This is a genomic window from Stappia indica, assembly GCF_009789575.1.
GTDB classification, from domain to species: domain Bacteria; phylum Pseudomonadota; class Alphaproteobacteria; order Rhizobiales; family Stappiaceae; genus Stappia; species Stappia indica_A.
The window spans coordinates 3,806,512-3,823,803 of the sequence record NZ_CP046908.1; the positions used below are offsets into that span (position 1 = coordinate 3,806,512).

The 17,292-nt window shown below is 68.0% G+C and carries 12 protein-coding genes and 1 tRNA gene; 8 read left to right on the plus strand and 5 right to left on the minus strand.

Annotated features, from left to right (window positions below):
• Positions 1-145: 145 nt before the first annotated feature.
• The 3 genes from GH266_RS17795 to GH266_RS17805 all read right to left on the minus strand — a co-directional run bounded on the left by GH266_RS17795 (position 146) and on the right by GH266_RS17805 (position 6,869).
• Positions 146-1,198: a Fe(3+) ABC transporter substrate-binding protein gene (locus tag GH266_RS17795; protein ID WP_158195019.1), complete on the minus strand. Its 1,053-nt coding sequence runs from the start codon at positions 1,196-1,198 to the stop codon at positions 146-148.
• A 220-nt stretch (positions 1,199-1,418) separates the two neighbouring features.
• Complete coding sequence (locus GH266_RS17800) at positions 1,419-2,381, minus strand: threonine dehydratase (RefSeq protein WP_158195020.1); 963 nt, start codon at positions 2,379-2,381, stop codon at positions 1,419-1,421.
• Between the two features lie 132 nt (positions 2,382-2,513).
• Positions 2,514-6,869 (minus strand): ATP-binding protein, encoded by a 4,356-nt coding sequence (locus GH266_RS17805; protein ID WP_209001480.1) that lies wholly within the window; start codon positions 6,867-6,869, stop codon positions 2,514-2,516.
• A gap of 419 nt (positions 6,870-7,288) precedes the next feature.
• On the opposite strand from GH266_RS17805, the gene GH266_RS17810 reads away from it, so the two are divergent.
• The 8 genes from GH266_RS17810 (at position 7,289) to GH266_RS17845 (ending at position 13,333) form a co-directional block, all read left to right on the plus strand.
• Complete coding sequence (locus tag GH266_RS17810; RefSeq protein ID WP_244953710.1) at positions 7,289-7,675, plus strand: phasin; 387 nt, start codon at positions 7,289-7,291, stop codon at positions 7,673-7,675.
• A gap of 333 nt (positions 7,676-8,008) precedes the next feature.
• A complete protein-coding gene (locus tag GH266_RS17815; protein ID WP_158195021.1) occupies positions 8,009-8,527 on the plus strand; it encodes a phasin in 519 nt (172 codons plus the stop codon).
• Positions 8,528-8,708: 181 nt separating this feature from the next.
• Positions 8,709-8,785: transfer RNA gene (locus GH266_RS17820), tRNA-His, on the plus strand.
• 214 nt (positions 8,786-8,999) lie between these two features.
• Positions 9,000-9,407: a helix-turn-helix domain-containing protein gene (locus tag GH266_RS17825; protein ID WP_158195022.1), complete on the plus strand. Its 408-nt coding sequence runs from the start codon at positions 9,000-9,002 to the stop codon at positions 9,405-9,407.
• Positions 9,408-9,579: 172 nt separating this feature from the next.
• The gene (locus GH266_RS17830; protein WP_158195023.1) at positions 9,580-10,002 is read left to right on the plus strand and encodes a helix-turn-helix domain-containing protein; all 423 of its coding nucleotides are present in this window, start codon (positions 9,580-9,582) and stop codon (positions 10,000-10,002) included.
• A 253-nt stretch (positions 10,003-10,255) separates the two neighbouring features.
• Positions 10,256-10,786, plus strand: coding sequence for a GcrA family cell cycle regulator (locus GH266_RS17835; protein WP_158195024.1), 531 nt, complete (start codon positions 10,256-10,258; stop codon positions 10,784-10,786).
• A 369-nt stretch (positions 10,787-11,155) separates the two neighbouring features.
• Positions 11,156-11,536, plus strand: coding sequence for a hypothetical protein (locus GH266_RS17840; RefSeq protein ID WP_158195025.1), 381 nt, complete (start codon positions 11,156-11,158; stop codon positions 11,534-11,536).
• Positions 11,537-11,659: 123 nt separating this feature from the next.
• On the plus strand, positions 11,660-13,333 hold the full coding sequence (locus tag GH266_RS17845; RefSeq protein ID WP_158195026.1) for a thiamine pyrophosphate-binding protein: 1,674 nt from the start codon (positions 11,660-11,662) through the stop codon (positions 13,331-13,333).
• A 16-nt stretch (positions 13,334-13,349) separates the two neighbouring features.
• Here GH266_RS17845 and GH266_RS17850 read toward each other — a convergent pair whose 3' ends face one another.
• The gene (locus tag GH266_RS17850; protein WP_158195027.1) at positions 13,350-16,076 is read right to left on the minus strand and encodes a bifunctional acetate--CoA ligase family protein/GNAT family N-acetyltransferase; all 2,727 of its coding nucleotides are present in this window, start codon (positions 16,074-16,076) and stop codon (positions 13,350-13,352) included.
• A 198-nt stretch (positions 16,077-16,274) separates the two neighbouring features.
• Positions 16,275-17,105: a universal stress protein gene (locus GH266_RS17855; RefSeq protein WP_158195028.1), complete on the minus strand. Its 831-nt coding sequence runs from the start codon at positions 17,103-17,105 to the stop codon at positions 16,275-16,277.
• Between the last annotated feature and the right edge of the window lie 187 nt (positions 17,106-17,292).

Genomic DNA, 17,292 nt, shown 5'->3' on the forward strand with positions numbered 1-17,292 from the left:
GGCTCGATCAGCGGAACCCGGTCTGACGGGGCCGGATCTGGCTGGTCTGGAGGCCGTTTCCGGCGATGTCCGGCAACGGCGAACGGCGCCCCGTTCACAAGAACAGGGCGCCGCGAGTTTCAGTCTTCGCTTGCGAGGTCGGGCCTCAGCTCTGCGGGCCGTCGTTGAAGCCGACCTTGTCGACCAGCTCGCTGGCGGTCTTGCGGTTCTTGGCGATCTCGTCGAGCGACAGGGTGTCGGCCTTGAAGTCGCCCCACGAGGCGACCATCTCGGAAATCTCGACGCCCGGCTTCACCGGGTACTCGTTGTTGGCCTCGGCATAGATGTGCTGGGCCTCCTCGGAGGACAGGAACTCGATCAGCTTGACGGCGGCTTCCGGATTCGGAGCGTTCTTGGCCATCACGACGCCCGAGATGTTGACGTGGGTGCCGCGGTCGTCGCTGTTCGGGAACAGGATCTTGACCGAGTTGGCCCAGTCCTTCTGCTCCGGCTCCTTCTCGTTGGTCAGCATCGCGCCCATGTAATAGGTGTTGCCGAGCGAGATGTCGCACTCGCCGGCGAAGATCGCCTGCACCTGGCCGCGGTCGTTGCCGGTCGGCTTGCGGGCAAGGTTGTCACGCACACCGGCGAGCCACGTCTCGGCTTCCTCGGCGCCCTTGTGGGCGACGATCGAGGCGAACAGGGCGACGTTGTAGACGTGCTGGCCCGAGCGGGTGCAGATCTTGCCCTTCCACTTCGGGTCGGCCAGCTCCTCATAGGTGATGCTGTCCTGCGCCACGCGCTCCTTCGAGGCGTAGACGATGCGCGCGCGGGTGGTCAGGCCGATCCAGTGGCCCTCCGGATCGCGGAACTCGGCCGGAACGTTCTCGTTGACGACGTCGGACGTCACCGGCTGGGTGATGCCGAGCTCCTTGGCGCCGTCGAGGCGGCCGATGTCGACCGTCAGCAGCACGTCGGCCGGCGAATTCGCGCCCTCGGCCTGGATGCGTTCGGCGAGGCCGTCGGAGGCGAAGATGACGTTGGTCTTGATCCCGGTTTCCTTGGTGAAGGCCTCGAGCAGCGGCTCGATCAGGAACGGCTGGCGATAGGAGTAGATGTTGACCTCGCCCTCGGCAGCGGCCGGCGCAGCGATCGCGGCGGATGCGAGAAGCGCGGCCGACAGGAGGCCGGTGCGCAGAGCGGAAACCTTGTGGAACATGGAATTCTCCCAGCGATCAGGGGACAAGGCCCTGATGTCGGTTGCGTTGGCCCTTCGGGCTGCCGTTGCGGCAACTTTCTCCCAGGCGCTCGCATCCTATAAACAGGAGTTCTGGTGTCAAGAATAATCGCCTGAAAAATCAATAGTTTAGAATTATTCTAAGTTAAGCTGAGTGTGCTGGCCAACTTTTCCCAGGCGGCAGAAAGTCGGGCCGGATCTTTTACGGAGCCGGGGTGCCGCCCGACAGGATCTCGGCCATCCAGGCGGTGTCGATGTTCTGCCCGCTCAGCACGATGCCGGCGACCTCGCCGCGCCTTTGGTCCTGCAGCAAGGCGGCAAGGGCGGCCGCGCCCGAACCTTCGGCAACGCTGTGGGTGGTGCGGTAGAGCAGGCGCACGGCCTCGGCGATCGCCGCGTCGCTGACGCGCAGGATGTCGTCGACGCCGGCGCGGATGACCGCCAGCGCGGTCTCGTCCGGCCCGCGCACCGCCATGCCGTCGGCGAAGGTGGCGGCGCTCGCCGTCTCGACCCGCTGGCCGCTTTCCAGCGACAGCGCATAGGCGTCGGCCTTGTCGGAGACGACACCGACGATGCGCGTGCGCCGGCCCAGCAGATTGCGCGCCGAAATCATGCCGCAGATGCCGGAGCCGAGGCCGATCGGCACATAGACGACGTCGAGATCCTCGGCCGCCCGGAAGAACTCCATCGCGTAGGTGGCAACGCCGCGCACCAGGTCCTGGTGGAAGCTCGGCACCATCAGCAGGCCGCGCTCGTCCGCCAGCGCCATCGCATGCTGCTTGGCCTCGTCGAAGTCGCTGCCTGCCTCCACCAGCTCGGCGCCGAAGGCGCGCATCGCAGCATTCTTCTCGGCCGAATTGCCATGCGGCACGACGATGGTGCAGGCCAGCCCGTTGCGCGCCGAGGCGAAGGCAAGGCTCTGGCCGTGATTGCCGCGGGTGGCGGAGATGATGCCGGTGCCGGCGGGGGAGTTGCGGGCGATGCCGCTGGCGATCACCAACCCGCCGCGCACCTTGAAGGCGCCGGTCGGCGTGTGGTTCTCGTGCTTGACCCAGACCTTCCGTCCGACCGCGTCCGCCAGCAGCGGCCAGGCATATTGCGGGGTCGGGCGCATCGACCGGTAGACGGTCTCGGCGGCATCCTCGATGGCGGCAAGGGTCAGCATGGCATATCCGGAAAGCGACGGCGGGCCGCTGTGCCGGACCCGCCCTTGGGAGAGACCGCTACAGTGGCGCCTGGGGCAGGGCGGGTCAATCCCCGCCCATCCCGCACGTAGAGCCTTCGCGAAAGGCCCCGATTACTCGGCCAGCACGCGCTGCGGCGGGAAGGTCACTTCCACCAGGGTGCCGTGGTTGACTTCCGAGTCGATGCGGAAGCTCGCCCGGTTCGCCTCCACCAGCGCCTTGGTCAGCGGCAGGCCGAGCCCGGTGCCCCCGCCATGGCGGGCGGTGTGCAGCTGGCGGAACGGCTCCATCGCCGCGGCGAGGTCCTGATGGCTCATGCCCATCCCCGTGTCGCGCACCCGCAGGATCACCTCGCCGGTGTCCTCCAGCGCCGTCGACACGATCACCTGGCCGCCCGGCTGGTTGAACTTGATGGCGTTGGACAGAAGGTTCAGCACGATCTGGCGCACCGAGCGGCCGTCGGCGACGATCTTCGGCACCGAGGTCGGCAGGCTGGCGCGGATGATCACCCGCTCGCGGTTGGCCTGCGGCTGCATCAGGGCGACGCATTCGCGGATGATGTCGTTGGCCGACACCGCCTCGAAGGTCAGGTCCAGCTTGCCCGCCTCGATCTTCGACAGGTCGAGCAGGTCGTTGATCAGGCTCATGATATGCGAGCCGGAATTGTGGATGTCGCGCAGGTAGCCCTTGTAGCGGTCGTTGCCGACCGGGCCGAAGCGCTCCTCCATCATCACTTCCGAAAAGCCGATGATCGCGTTGAGCGGCGTGCGGATCTCGTGGCTGATCTTGGCCAGGAAGTCCGACTTTTGCGAGCTGGCGTTTTCCGCCTGCCGCTTGGCGTCGGTCAGTTCCTCCTCGGCCGTCTTCCACTGGGTGATGTCGCGCAGCACCGTGCAGAAGCGCGGCCCTTCCGAGCCGTGCCCGACCCGGCCGATGGTCATGAACAGCGGGATCAGCCCGCCGGAGCGCAGCTGGCCGATCACCTCGCGCCCGTCGTTCAGCACGCTGGCGACGCCGTTGCGGGCGAGCCCGTCCAGATAGTCGTTGGCGTCCCGGTGGCTCTCCGGGGCCAGGAAGTCGGTCAGCGGCGCGCCGACCATCTCCTCGCGGGCGCCGTCGAACAGCGCCTCGGCCGAGCGGTTCACCTTCACGATGCGGCCGCCCTCGTCGAGGATCAGCACCCCGTCCGTCGCGGTTTCCAGCACCGCATCCATCTCGGCCAGGTGCTCCTCGGCCAGCCCCAGTGCCGACTGCGCCTCGTGCAGACGGTCGAGCGCGGCTTCCTGCGCCGGGTCGTGCCGGTCGAGCAGCGACATCATCAGCGCCGTGCCCTCCTTCCACGGCACGGTGTGCAGCCGCGCCTTCACCGGCTTGGTGCCGCCGTCGGAGAGCCGGATGCGCATGGTCCGCTCGGTCATCGCGCCGGGCAGGGCGCTCGGCCAGTCCTCCGGCTCGGCGAAGACCGCGTCCAGCCCGCCGACGGATTTCAGCGTGTCGAGATCGGCATAGCCGAGCAGGTCGAGCAGCGTCGCGTTGGCATAGTCGACATCCTCGCCGGCGATGATCGCGACGCCGACCGGCAGCTTGTCGAGCAGGCTGGTGCGGGCCGCGCGCGGGGCGGGTGCCTGCACCCGCGGGATGATACCGAGGCTGGCGACATTGGAGGCCTCGCGCCCGCCGACAGTGTCGGCAGTCTGCGGCGAGACGGGCTCCGCCGGTTCGGACCCTGCGGGTTGCGTGCCTGTTGCCGCGTCCGTCGCGGGCGTGTCCGCTGCCGGAGCGATGGTGTGGGTCGGCGCGGCAGAGGCCTCCTCGTCCAGCTCGCTGCGCGCGCCGAGCGCCTCGGCGATCTTGCGGAAGGCCTCGCGCTCGGGCTTGGACAGGCGCGAGGTGTCGAGCTCCTCGTCGCGGCGCGGAGCCGGAGCCTCCTGCGCGGGCGTGCGGGTGTCGGGCGTGTGCACCGGCGCCTGCGGTTCGATCAGCGGCAGCAGGCCGGCTTGCGGCGGTGCGGCGGGGGCGTCGTCGGACTTCGCCTCGTGCGCGGCAGGCTCTGCCTCGACCGCCTCGGGTTCCGTCCCGGCCTCGTCGTCCGCGTCGAGATCGCCCCCGTCCAGACCCTCTGCGCCCGTATCGTCGTCCCCGGCCGGCGAGGGGCCGGCCTCGGCCAGGGCCTCCGGCGGCGCATCGGCCTTGGCGGCGGGCACCTCCTCTGCGCTCGCCTCAATGCCGTCCTGTGCGCTCTCGCTCGCAGTGTCGCTTTCGGCCAGCGAGGCGGCGTCCTCTTCCTCGGCCTCTTTTGCTTCCGCGTCTGCCGCGTCGGCGGCAAAGATGTCGTCGATCTCCCGCGCGCCCGGCAGATCCAGCAGGTCGGCGACGTCGGCGGTCAGTTCCCGCGGCGCCGGCTCGGCGGCCTGGTCTTCCGGATCCGAGCCCAGCATGGCGGCAAGGGCCGGCGTGTCGTCTGCGCCCGTGCCTGCGCCTGCGCCTGCGCCCGTGCCCAGGGTCTCGCCGGCGTCCGCAGCCTCTGTCGCAATCTCTGCATCCGTCTCCGGCGCTGTCTCCGGTGCGGGGGTGCCGGCATCGTCGGCAGGGCCTTGCGCGGCCGCGATGTCCTCCGGCTCTGCGGCCGCGTCCTCGCGCAGCACCAGCGCCAGGCCGGTCGCCGCCGCATCCTCGGACGCCTCGCCGGTCCGGCACACGCCGAACCCGCGGAAGCCCTCGAACACCCGCTGGCGGTCGAAGGCCGGCAGCGCCGCCATGTCGACAGGCACGCGCAGGGCCGCGCCGGAGACCGGCCAGTCGACGGTGCGCCCGCTCCAGGTGTCGCGCCGGCGCAGGGCCGCCGCAACGCGGCCATCTCGGTCGAGATCGAACCGTTCGGCCACCTCTTCCCAGCTGAGGCCGACCACATCGGCCGCCTGCGGGCCGAGCGCCTCGGCGAACTCGGGCGAAATGAAGGTGAAGCGCCGCTCGACATCCATCTTCCAGGCAAAGCGGACGGGCCGCTCGCGCGCCTCGAAGGCAAAGCCCGATGCACCGGCGACGGGCGTCTCATCGGAGCGCGCTTCGTCGGCAGTCTCGCCCGCGTCTTCGCCGAAGGTATCGGCCTCAGTCGCCACCTCGGCTTCCGCCTCGGCACTCGCCGCATCCTCTGCAGCGGTCTCCACGGCAGGCGAGGGCAGGGCGTCCGCATCCGTACCGGTCGCCTCCGTACCGGCTGCCTCCGGGGCGGCCTCGGTAAGGGTCTCTTCCGGCGCCGCGTCGGTGATCGCAACCGCTTCCGCTGCTGCGACCAGCGTCTCGGTCGTCTCGAGCGCCCCGATTTCCTCTTCGCGGATTTCCTCGTCGCCGGTCTCGCCAGCGGGCGCCTCGTCTTCGGCCGCCAGGATCTCTGGGGTCGCCAGGATCTCTGGGGTCTCCAGGATCTCGGGCGCCGTCACGGCCGGCCGGTCGGCCTCATGGAGGTCGTCGGCGATGTCGTCATGCGCAAGCAGGTCCTCGGTGCTGGGCGCTGTGTCCTGCGGTGCGGCGGCATCTGTGCGTGAGATCAGCGCAGCCGGCTCTGCGGCCTCGGTCGTCCGGCCTGCCGAAAGAAACCGCGTGCCGCTGGCAAAGGCGTAGAGGCCGCCCATGCTGAGGCGGCTGCGCGGAGGCATTGCTGCGGGCGCCGGCGTCGCGGTATCGGCATCCGGGCTCACAGGGTCCGAAACGGGGGCCGCAATGCCTGCCGGCTCCGCGGCCTCGCCCGGATCGGGAGCGGTTGCCGGATCGATGACTGGCGCGATTTCCGGAGCAACTACCGGGGCAGCGTCCTCGACGAGCGGGCGTCCGCTGGCCTCTGCGACCATCAGCACCGAGCCGCTGTCCAGCGTCAGCACCGCCGCCTCGTGCAGCTGCTCGCCGAAGGCGAAGGCACGGCGCAGCGGCGCATGCTTGGCCTGGCGCAGGGCCGCGCGCACGCTGTCGCCGTCGGGCAGGTCGAGGTCGCTGCCGCTGGTCCTGAGGCTTCCGTCCCGCTGGTAGAGCACGGCGACACGGTCCTCGCCGGCCAGGAAGTCGACAAGCGCGATCTCCTCGCCGTCGCCCGGATTGGCCGGGGCGTCCAGTGCGACGATGAGCGCGCCGCTGGACCCGTTCGGCAGGTCGAGCCGCCGGCAGGTGCAGGTCAGCAGCATCACCCGGAGGCCGCGATAGAAGCGCAGGCGGTCGATCGTGTCGCGCTCGGTCGAGCCGCTGGCGGCCACCCGCGCGATATGCGGGCGCGCCGGGGCACGTCCGAGGCCGGAGAGTTCGGACAGCGCCGCAAGGGTGCCGACGCCGAAGAAGGCCGCGCCCGCCGGGTTCGCCCACAGCAGCGTCTTGCCGTCCTCGGCCCAGATCCAGGCCGGGCGCGCATCCGTCAGATGGCTGCTGGCGGTCGCCAGGCCGCTCAACGCCATGAAGGTGCTCAACTGGCTGTTCATGGGCATGCTCACTCCGCCATTGCAGCCTTCCCGGCTTCTCGACCGCCGCATCCGGGCCTCCGGGTCGGGGAGGCGCCGGCAAGGTCCTGTTTCTACGGGCCTTTGTCGACAGACACTCGAGACTACGCCGAGCTTTCGAAATCCGACGCGGTAAACAAACAGTAAATATCGTTTCGCATCCGAGTCGTCCACGTCAGCCACTGTAAATGGCCGGTTTCTCTTGAACTGTGGTTAATCCGGATGTGGGGCGTCGATATGACTTTGAAAGGCCTCGTTCGTGCCCGGGACTCCCATTCGGCCCGATTTCCTCTAGGATCGCATGCGTTGCAGGCATTGCGGGTTTCGCGTGCCGGCAGCGGGCCGGGCCCCCTCGGGCCTTTGGGGTCGGATCAGCGTCAATCAGATCAGTGTGAAGGAGAGGCATCGTGACGAAAAGCGACAAGACAGGCTTTGAAATCCCCGAGCAGATGCGCGACTTCGCCGACCAGAGCGTCGATCAGGCCCGCAAGGCCTTCGACGAATACATGTCGGCGACCCGCAAGGCGGTGGGCAGCGCGGAAGAAACCGCCCAGACCGTCAAGGCCAGGGCCAACGACATGGGCCGCACCGCGCTCGAATATACCGAGGAGCACGTCTCCGCGGCCTTCGATCTCGCCCAGAAGATGGTCCGCGCCAAGGACCCGCAGGAGATGATGCAGCTGCAGAGCGAGTATCTGAAGAAGCAGATGGAAGCGCTCGGCGAGCAGGTCCGCGAGCTCGGCGACAAGGCCGCCCGCACCGCACAGGACGTCGCGCGCAAGACCCGCGACTGAGGCATCGGCCGGCGCCCGGCACCGGTTGGTGATCGGTCGGGCGCCGGTTTCCTTCGCCCGCCTGTTTCCTTCGCCCGCTTGGGGGGCGAAAGGATCGGATCGCGGCCCTTCGCGGAGAGGGCGCGCGGCCGGCTGGTTCCCGTCTGGGGCTGCTGATCGGGGCCGCCAATCTGGTATTTCATTGTGCAGCGCAATATTAATGTTGCAATGCACAATAATCCTTGCTATATAGAAACCTGTAGATGGCGACCAGCGCATCTGGCGTTCAGGTCGCAGGCTTTCCCCGCAAGGCAGGCCCGCCCCAGGGCGAGCGAACTGCCAAAGGAGCATACCATGACCGAGACCAAGACCGCAGCTGCTGCGCCGAAGACGGCGCCGCGTGCCAAGACTGCCAAGGCCGCCGACGCGACCGTTTCCGCTTTCCCGAATTTCGAGGCTTTCAACATGCCGAAGATGGAAATTCCTGCCGTGACCCGCGAGATGGCCGAGAAGAGCATCGAGCAGGCCCGCGAGGCCTATTCCAAGCTCAAGACCGCTGCCGAGGACGCGACCGATCTCCTCGAGGATGGTTTCGAGACCACCCGCCGCAGCGTGCTGGACTTCAACCACAAGGCTGTCGACGCGGCCCGCACCAACACCGACGCCACGTTCCAGTTCGTCAAGGACCTGTTCGAGGTCAAGACCCTGGCCGAGGCGATCGAGCTGCAGACCTCCTTCGCCCGCTCGCAGTTCGATGCGTTCGGCGCCCAGGCCAAGGACATGCAGGAGCTGTCCACCAAGCTGGCCGGCGAGATGAACGAGACGTTCAAGGGTGCCGTCGAGAAGGCGTCCAGGGACTTCAAGGCGGCCTGATCCGCCTCCGGTCGCGAACCGGACAGATATCGAGCCCGGGCCGCAAAGGCCCGGGCTCTTTGCGTCGTAACAGGGCTGTTGCCCGGCGCGATGCAGGCCTGTGGACGAACGGGCGGAAAGGCGGTTTGCACCTCTTGCAATCACCGTCGTTTCAAACTAGGTTCCGCCACCGAATTGACGTGCAGACGTAGCTCAGTTGGTTAGAGCGTCGGATTGTGGCTCCGAAGGTCGTTGGTTCAACTCCAACCGTCTGTACCATTCGCCTCTCCCCCTCGTTTCATTCTTGCATCCCTTGCCAGTGACGGGTCGGCCCTGCCGCCGCCGCGCATCGCGATCACGCGCGCCCCATCGCGCGCTCCCCATCACGCGCACCTTCGAGCATGTCCGACTTTTCTTGCCTCCCTCCTGCATCTTGAGGCACCCTGCCATGGGAGCCGCCGGAACAATCAGATATGCAGGCGGATTGGGGGAAATGGCAGAGGACAGCGGACCGACCGGTCGTGCCGGCGATGCAACCGCCTATCGGATGCGCCGGCTGCTCGAGACCTATTACGACCTGACGCTGCAGATCAGCGAGCGTCTCGACGTGCAGGACATGTCAGATGTGCTGATGCTGGTGCTCGTTGCGATCGCCGACCTGCGCGGCGCGCCGATGGATGCCGAACTCCTCGCCGAGAAACTCGAGTCCTCGCGCTCGACCATCGAGCGCCGTCTCAAGCCCTATCTGGACAACGGCCGCATCGCCAAGGAACGGCGAGGCAAGTCAGTAGTTTACCTATGGTCGGCCGAGGTCGGCGAGCGCGACGGAGCGCCGCCGGACATGAGCGTCGACATGGTCAGGGCCGTCATGGCGATGGTTTTCGACATCTCCAACGATTGAACCGGCGCAAGGCCTTTGTGGTTAAAATTTGTGGAAAATCTGACGAGCTGCACAAATTACCCAGGGGATTGGCGGCTGCGTTCGCGCCTTGCCTCTTGAACTGCCGGGAATCGCCGCTGCAAACGGGCCAGTTTCGTCAAAATGACGAATGAGCAATACAGGGAGGAGCTTCATGTCGCGTCAGGATGATGAACTCCCGACTCAGGCCCACCGGATTCTCCGTCTCTACGAGATGTTTTTCAGCCTCATGTTCCGGTTCATGGAGGAGTATGAAGTAAAAGACCTCGGGAATCTGATGATCATTACCACGATATCCATCGCGAATGCGAACCGCATCGACGCGGATATTGAAACTATCTCTGAGGAAACGGACATTCCATACTCGACAGTACGTCGAAAGATCGAGAAAATGTGCGCCGACGGCATCCTGGAAATGCGAAAAGAAAACCAGAAGCTTGTTTTTTCTATCTCTGATCAGATGAACTTTGCTCACCCAGGTCAGGATAAAGAGGAGATAAGCAGAAAATTCCAGAAAGATGTAATTGATATTGTTGTTAAGTCGATAAATGCAATAATACTTGAGAATAAAAAGTAAAATCCAGAATGGAAATCTCATTCAATTGACGCGTTAAGGTATCGTTAACTATACAATACGCATACTCGTTGACAGGTTCATCGAGTGGTAGGGCCGCGGGGCGGGAACGCTCGGAAAGCTCGTCGCGGCGGTGAGAGTCGCTACCGGAAAATCAGGATGTTGGCAGCCGTCGGTGCCCGAAAGGGGCTCCGACGGGACAGGAAACCTGCGTGTCCGCACCAGGTTTGCTGAAGACAGGAAAGCGGGGCTGAACATGGCTTGGACACAGGAACGCGAAGATCTGCTCAGGAAGCTCTGGCTGCAGGGCCTCAGCGCCAGCCAGATCGCCTATGTGATGGCAGGCATCACCCGCAATGCGGTGATCGGCAAGGCGCATCGCATGGGGCTTCCCAAGCGTTCGCCCGCCACCAGCCATCGCCCCAAGCAGCGGGTCCAGCGCGGCAAGCCCTCGCTCGCCCTGGTCGGTGCCAAGCCGGCCCCGCGCGAAAGCATCATGGAGAAGCAGTTCCAGCGCGGCCTGGGCCTTGGCTTCGACGCCGCCCTCCAGGCGCAGCAGGGCGACCGCGTCACGCTGATGACGCTGACCAGCCGCACCTGCAAGTGGCCGATCGGCGATCCGGCGGATGCCGACTTCCACTTCTGCAGCCATGAGGCCGACAACGGCCGCTCCTATTGCGAGTTCCACCACAGCCTCGCCTATCAGGGCGTCCGCCGCCGTCGCCAGACGGCCGAGCGCCATGCCGCTCCGGTCGAGGCTGTGCCGCTTCGGGCCATCGCGGTCTGACAGGCATCGGTCAGGGTTCGACGCGGGGGCCTTCCCCCTCCCAGGCACCTCGCGTTTGACCCCGGGCGGGGCCGGCAACGGCCCCGCCCCTTTTGTCTCAGGGGATACGGGGCCGGCAACGGCCCCGCCCCTTTTGTCTCAGGGGATACGGGGCCGGCAACGGCCCCGCCCCTTTTGTCTCAGGGGATACGGGGCCGGCAACGGCCCCGCTTTTTTTCCTCCGAGCAGCTGTTCCTGTTTCCGACGGCCGGCGTGATCCTGCTCCCAGCTTGATCCTGCTCATTGTCGCAAGTCTCCATTCGGGCAAACTGGAGGCGAAACGACAACACCAGCCGGCACGCGGTGCCGGCGCAACGGGAGCAAGCCCAGATGACCGCCCACACCGGTTTGAAGAAGATCCGGCTCAATCTCGCCCGCACCCACGATTTTCCAGGCGGCTCGGCCCGCCACGGCTACGAGTTCGTCGCGCCTCTGGGGGAGGACGGCCATATCGACGCGGCGCAGTGGAAGGCGCATCGCGACGCCTGCCGCGTGCGCCGCTTCTGGGCGGACGAGGAGGAGGACATCGGCCATCTCCTGCACCGGCCGGGCGGCTCCTGGGCCTTCCGCTACGACATCGGCGGCGACGAGGACGACGAGTCCGGCTATCGCTTCGCCGCCCATGCCTTCGTGCCCGGCGAATACGTCTCCATCCGCGACGAGGACGGCGACCTGCACACCTTCCAGGTGGTGACCGTCCAGGACGTGTGAGCCTTCCCTTCGGAGGAAGACTCATTCCGCTTCGGAATGAGGTGCCGACACTCGTGCCTTTGCACCCGGTCCCGCCGGCAGGTATACCGGCAGGCAGCAACACATTGATCGGGATGGAACCACATGCACGGGAACGAGGCGCGCCGGATCTCCGGTACGGGCGGATTTTTGCTGGTCAAGGCGCTGGAGCAGCTCGGCGCGGGCCGCGTCTTCTGCGTGCCGGGCGAGAGCTACCTGCCGGTGCTCGACGCGCTGCACGATGCCTCCATTCCCGTCACTGTGTGCCGCCAGGAAGGCGGCGCCGCGATGATGGCCGAGGCCTGGGGCAAGCTGACCGGCCGGCCCGGCATCTGCATGGTCACCCGCGGCCCCGGCGCCACCAATGCCGCCGCCGGCCTGCATGTCGCCCAGCAGGATTCCACGCCGATGATTCTCTTCGTCGGCCAGATCGAGACCGGCATGCGCGGCCGCGACGCCTTCCAGGAAGTCGACTACCGCCAGATGTTCGGCGGTATCGCCAAGTGGGTGGCCGAGATCGAGGACCCGGCCCGCATCCCGGAGATGCTCTCTCGCGCCTATCATGTGGCCACGTCCGGGCGCCCCGGCCCGGTGGTCCTCGCCCTGCCGGAGGACACGCTTGCCCGCACCGCCGAGGTGGCGGAGCTGCCGCCCTTCCGCCCGGTCGAGACGCATCCCTCGCTCGCCCAGATGGCGGAGCTGCAAAAGCGCCTGTGGGCGGCCCGCCGGCCGCTCGCCATTCTCGGCGGCAGCCGCTGGAACGACGCCGCGCGCGCGGCCTTCGCCCGCTTCGCCGAGCGCTTCCGCCTGCCGGTCGCCTGCTCCTTCCGCCGGCAGATGTTGTTCGACAACCTGCATCCCAACTATGCCGGCGATGTCGGCATCGGCATCAACCCGGCGCTGGCCGAGCGGGTGAGGGAGGCGGACCTCCTGCTCCTCGTCGGCGGGCGCATGTCGGAGATGCCGAGCCAGTCCTATGAGCTGCTCGACATTCCCTCGCCGCGCCAGGCGCTGGTGCATGTGCATGCCGGCGCCGAGGAACTCGGCCGGGTCTATCTCCCCGATCTGGCGATCCATGCGACCCCGATCGGCTTTGCCGCCGCGCTGGAGGGGCTGCAGCCGCCGAACGAGATCGCCTGGTCGGGCAGCGCGGACGAGGCCCACAAGTCCTATCTCGCCTGGTCGGGCGCGCGGCCCAAGGTGCCGGGCGCCCTGCAGATGGCGCAGGTGATGGACTGGCTGGAGGAAAACCTGCCGGACGATGCGGTGCTGACCAATGGCGCGGGCAACTACGCCACCTGGGTGCACCGCTTCCACCGCTTCCGCCGCAACAACACCCAGCTCGCCCCGACCAGCGGCTCGATGGGCTACGGCCTTCCGGCTGCCGTCGCCGCCGGGCTGCATTCGCCCGGCCGCCGCGTCGTCTGCTTTGCCGGCGACGGCTGCCTGCAGATGACCATGCAGGAGTTCGGCACGGCGGTGCAGGATGGATCGGCGATCATCGTCGTCGTCGTCGACAACGGCATGTACGGCACCATCCGCATGCACCAGGAGCGGGATTTCCCGGGCCGCGTCTCGGCGACGACCCTCGTCAATCCGGACTTCGCCGCCCTTGCCCGCGCCTATGGAGCCCATGCGGAGACGGTGCTGACGGCGGACGAGTTCGGCCCCGCCTTCAAGCGGGCGGCGGCCTCCGGCGGGCCGGCCCTGCTGCATCTCAAGCTCGATCCGGAGGCGATCACCCCGGTGCGCAGCTTGAGCCAGATCCGCGCCGGCTGACCCGGCCCGGCCCGCCTCAGGCGGGCCCTGCGCCTTTCTCGCCGGCGGCTGCGACCGGCAGCGTCACCTTGGCGATGGCGTCGTCGTCGACGGACGACGTCACGGTGAAGCCGAGCGCGGTGCACATCGCCAGCATGGTGGTGTTTTCCTTCAGCACCTCGCCGGTGATCGTCTCGATGCCGTCCGAGCGCGCATAGTCGATGATCAGCTGCATCAAGGCCCAGCCGAGGCCGCGGCCCTTCAGGTCCGACTGGACGATGATCGCGTATTCGCCGGTCCGGTGGTCCGGATCGGCATGCAGGCGCACGACGCCGAGGATCTCGTCCGTGCCCGGCGTGGTTGCGGCAAAGGCCATGGCCCGCGAATAGTCGAGCTGCACCAGCCGCTGCATGAAGGCGTGGTTGAACTCCTTGACCGGCGCGAAGAAGCGCAGCCGCAGGTCGTGCGGCGACACTTTCTCGAAGAAGCGGCGATAGCGCTCCTCGTCCTCCGGCCGCACCGGACGGATGTCGACGGTGCTGCCGTCCTTGAGCTGCAGCTGCGTCTCCCACTCCTTCGGATAGGGGGCGATGGCGAGCCGCGAGGTCGGGTGGCGTCCGCGATGCACTTCCGGCTCGCGCAGGGCGATCCGCGCGTCCAGCGCGATGACGCCGTCGGCATCGGCGACCAGCGGGTTGAGATCGAGCTCGTGCACCTCCGGCAGGTCGACGGCGATCTGCGCCACCTTGACGAGGGTCAGCGCGATGGCGTCGAGATCGGCCGCCGGCCGGTTGCGGAAGCCGGCGAGCAGCCGGCTCACCCGCGTCTGGCGGATCAGCGCATGGGCAAGATTGAGATCGAGCGGCGGCAGCGCCAGCGCCACGTCGCCCATCACCTCGACGCCCGTGCCGCCGTGGCCGAACAGCAGCACCGGCCCGAAGCCCGGATCGTCGGCAAGGCCGATGAAGATCTCCGTGCCGCTGGCCGAGCGCACCATCGGCTGCAGCAGGATGCCGGTGATCTCGGCTGCCGGATGCGCCGTGCCGATCCGCTCCAGCAGCGTCGCGGCGGCGATCCGTACCGCCTCCGGCGAGGCAAGGTCGAGCACCACGCCGCCCACATCCGACTTGAACGGCAGCTGCGGCGAGACGAGTTTCAGCGCCAGCCGCTCGGCCTGCATCAACAGGTCGCGCGCCAGGATCTCGGCCTCCTGCGGCGAGGCGGCGAGGCGGCCGGGCGCCTGCTTGATGCCATAGCAGGCCAGCAGCTCGGCGATCTCGCCGGGATCGAGCCAGGTTCGCCCGCTGTCGAGCGCGCCGCGCACCAGGCGGCGTGCCGTCTCGCTGTCGGTGGTGAAGCCGGCCGGCAGGCTGGGCGGGGCCGCCATCAGCATCTCGCGGGCATCGGCGTAGCGCACCAGATGCATGAACGAGCGCACCGCCTCCGAGGCGCTGCCGTGGCAGGGGATACGCGCGGCATCCAGCGGCTGGCGCGGCAGCGGCGGCCCGGCCGTCAGCGCCACCAGCAGCGGCTTGCGCCGGCCGTAGCCCGATTGCGTCTCGCCATGGGCCTTGGCCAGCTCGCCGGCGATGCCTTCCAGGTCCACGAAGGCGGAGGGGGCGGCCACTGCCAGCACCGCATCGACATTGGGGGCCTTCAGCAGCGCCTTGGCGACCTCGCCATAGCGCGCCGGCGGCGAGGTCTCGTGCAGGGTCAGCGGGTTGGCCCGGCTCTGCCCCTTTCGGCGCAGCGGCGCGAGCTGCTCTGCCGTGGCGCCGTCGAGCTCGGCCAGCTGCCCGCCCTGCCGCTCCAGCTGGTCGGCGGCCAGCGTTGCCAGGCTGCCGCCGGTCGCCATGATGGCAAGGCGCCGCCCGGCCACCGGCTTCACCCGGCTCACCGTTTCCACCGCCTCGAACATCTCGTCGATATCGCCGACACGCAGCACGCCGGCGCGCGCTAGCGCCGCATCGTAGACCGCGTCCTGCACGGCGATCCGCCCGGCATGGGTGACGCGCTCGCCGATCCGCTCGCGGCTGGCGCCCGAGCGCAGCACGACGACCGGCTTGGACCGGGCGGCGACGCGGGCGGCCGACAGGAACTTGCGCGGATTGGCGATGGTTTCCAGATGCACCAGGATCGCCCGGGTGCGGTAGTCGAGCGCGAACCAGTCGAGCAGGTCCGACACGTCGACATCCGTGCGCTGGCCGAGCGAGGCAATGGCGGAAAAGCCGATGCCGTTGGCCTTCGCCCAGGACAGCGTGGCATTCACCACCGTGCCCGAGCGGGCGATGAAGGCAAGGTCGCCCTTGCCGGCCTCGCAGACGCCCAGATGCGCCGCGAGCCCGGTCGCAGGGGCCGCGATGCCGAGGCTTCCGGGGCCGAGCAGGCGCAGCGTGTGGGGGCGGGCGGCCTGCAGCGTCGCGGTGACGGTGGCCTCGTCCCAGCGGTCGTAGCCGGGCGACAGGGCGGCAACGGCGCGCGTTCCGGCAGCGCCGAGGGCCGCGACTGCGGCCGGTGCGTCCTCGGGAGCGCCCAGATAGAGCGCAAGGTCGGGGGCAAACGGCAGCTCGGCGATGGTGGCGACCGCGCGCATGCGCCCGCCGCCCGTGTCCCGCGGACAGGCGACTGTTGCCATGTCTCCGGCAAAGCCGCCGCCTGCAAGGCGCGACAGCAGCAGCTCGGGCACCTCATCGCCGAAGCGGTCGGGTCCGACCACGGCCAGCGAGGCCGGGCGGAACAGCGCTTCGAGGTTGCGGATCGTCATCGGCAATCACCCGGGTTGGTCGGCGGCGCGGCCGGTCCTGCCGGAGAGTGTGGCGCGAAAGACGGGGAAGTCAAAGGCAGTAAATATATGAAGGCGCCGCCACTTCCCCCGATGTGGCGGCGCCTCGCTTTCGGGCGTCAGGCCTGGGGCCGCGCTCGAAAGCAACTCGTGGCCGGCAGACATTCTCTGCCCGGCGGGTCAGTGCGCCATCAGCACCGGTACGGTCATCGAGGCGAGGATCTCGCGCGTTGCGCCGCCGAACAGGAATTCGCGCATGCGCGAATGGCCGTAGCCGCCCATCGCGATCATATCGACGTCGTGGTCGGAGACGTAGTTGAGGATCGCATCGGCAACGCCGGAGCCGGGCCGCGGCACCACGTCGACGGTGACCGACAGGCCGTGCCGGGCGAGATAGGTGGCGATGTCGGAGCCGGGCTCGCCGCCGGTGCTGCGGCGTCCGGTCTCCACGATCATCACGGTGACCTTCTTGGCCATCTGTAGCATCGGCATGGCCGCATGGACGGCGCGGCTGGCCGTCGGGCTGCCGTCCCAGGCCACCATGACGTTCTTCATCTTCAGGCTGCCGCCGATATAGGGCACCACCAGCACCGGCACGCCGGCCTCGAACAGCACCGTCTCGATCAGCAATTCGCGCATGGGCTCCGGCGCGTCCGGATTGTCCTGGCCGATGACGACCAGGTCGGTCAGCCGGCAATGGGCCAGCACCGCTTCTGCGGAGCCGCCGGTGATGACTTCGGCGGTGCGCAGCTCGGCCGCGACACCCGCCTTGCGGGCCATCTCGCTGAAGGTCTCGCCGGCGCTCTGCGCCGCCTTCAGCGCCTGGTTGCGGGCGATCTCGATATAGTCCGCCGGCATCGGCCCGGCGATGAAGCCGGGGACGACCGGCTCGAAGGCGACCGTCAGTCCGGTTGCATGCGCACCGGTGCGGGTTGCCAGGTCGAGTGCCGCCTGCGCCGCGTGCTGTTTGCCGGCCAGGTCGACCAGCGTGAGGATGTCCTTGATAGCCATGGATCGTGTCCCTCCATCTCACACCGTGCCGCTGCAGCCGGAAAGGCCGCCGCGGGGGTTGTGCCGAAACTAGGACGTCCGATCCGCCCGATCCTTGACCGGGATCAATCTTCGGGCGTGGAACGGACATGCGCGCGTGTCCCGGACTGGGCGCGCGGTTACGCATCGTTGCACGGGATGGATCAGA

Excerpts from the sequence above, each read along its gene's own strand:
- GH266_RS17795 (WP_158195019.1), bottom strand. The coding sequence starts at position 1,198 with ATGTTCCACAAGGTTTCCGCTCTGCGCACCGGCCTCCTGTCGGCCGCG.
- GH266_RS17800 (WP_158195020.1), bottom strand. The coding sequence starts at position 2,381 with ATGCTGACCCTTGCCGCCATCGAGGATGCCGCCGAGACCGTCTACCGG.
- GH266_RS17805 (WP_209001480.1), bottom strand. The coding sequence starts at position 6,869 with ATGCCCATGAACAGCCAGTTGAGCACCTTCATGGCGTTGAGCGGCCTG.
- GH266_RS17815 (WP_158195021.1), top strand. The coding sequence starts at position 8,009 with ATGACCGAGACCAAGACCGCAGCTGCTGCGCCGAAGACGGCGCCGCGT.
- GH266_RS17825 (WP_158195022.1), top strand. The coding sequence starts at position 9,000 with ATGGCAGAGGACAGCGGACCGACCGGTCGTGCCGGCGATGCAACCGCC.
- GH266_RS17830 (WP_158195023.1), top strand. The coding sequence starts at position 9,580 with ATGTCGCGTCAGGATGATGAACTCCCGACTCAGGCCCACCGGATTCTC.
- GH266_RS17835 (WP_158195024.1), top strand. The coding sequence starts at position 10,256 with ATGGCTTGGACACAGGAACGCGAAGATCTGCTCAGGAAGCTCTGGCTG.
- GH266_RS17840 (WP_158195025.1), top strand. The coding sequence starts at position 11,156 with ATGACCGCCCACACCGGTTTGAAGAAGATCCGGCTCAATCTCGCCCGC.
- GH266_RS17845 (WP_158195026.1), top strand. The coding sequence starts at position 11,660 with ATGCACGGGAACGAGGCGCGCCGGATCTCCGGTACGGGCGGATTTTTG.
- GH266_RS17850 (WP_158195027.1), bottom strand. The coding sequence starts at position 16,076 with ATGACGATCCGCAACCTCGAAGCGCTGTTCCGCCCGGCCTCGCTGGCC.
- GH266_RS17855 (WP_158195028.1), bottom strand. The coding sequence starts at position 17,105 with ATGGCTATCAAGGACATCCTCACGCTGGTCGACCTGGCCGGCAAACAG.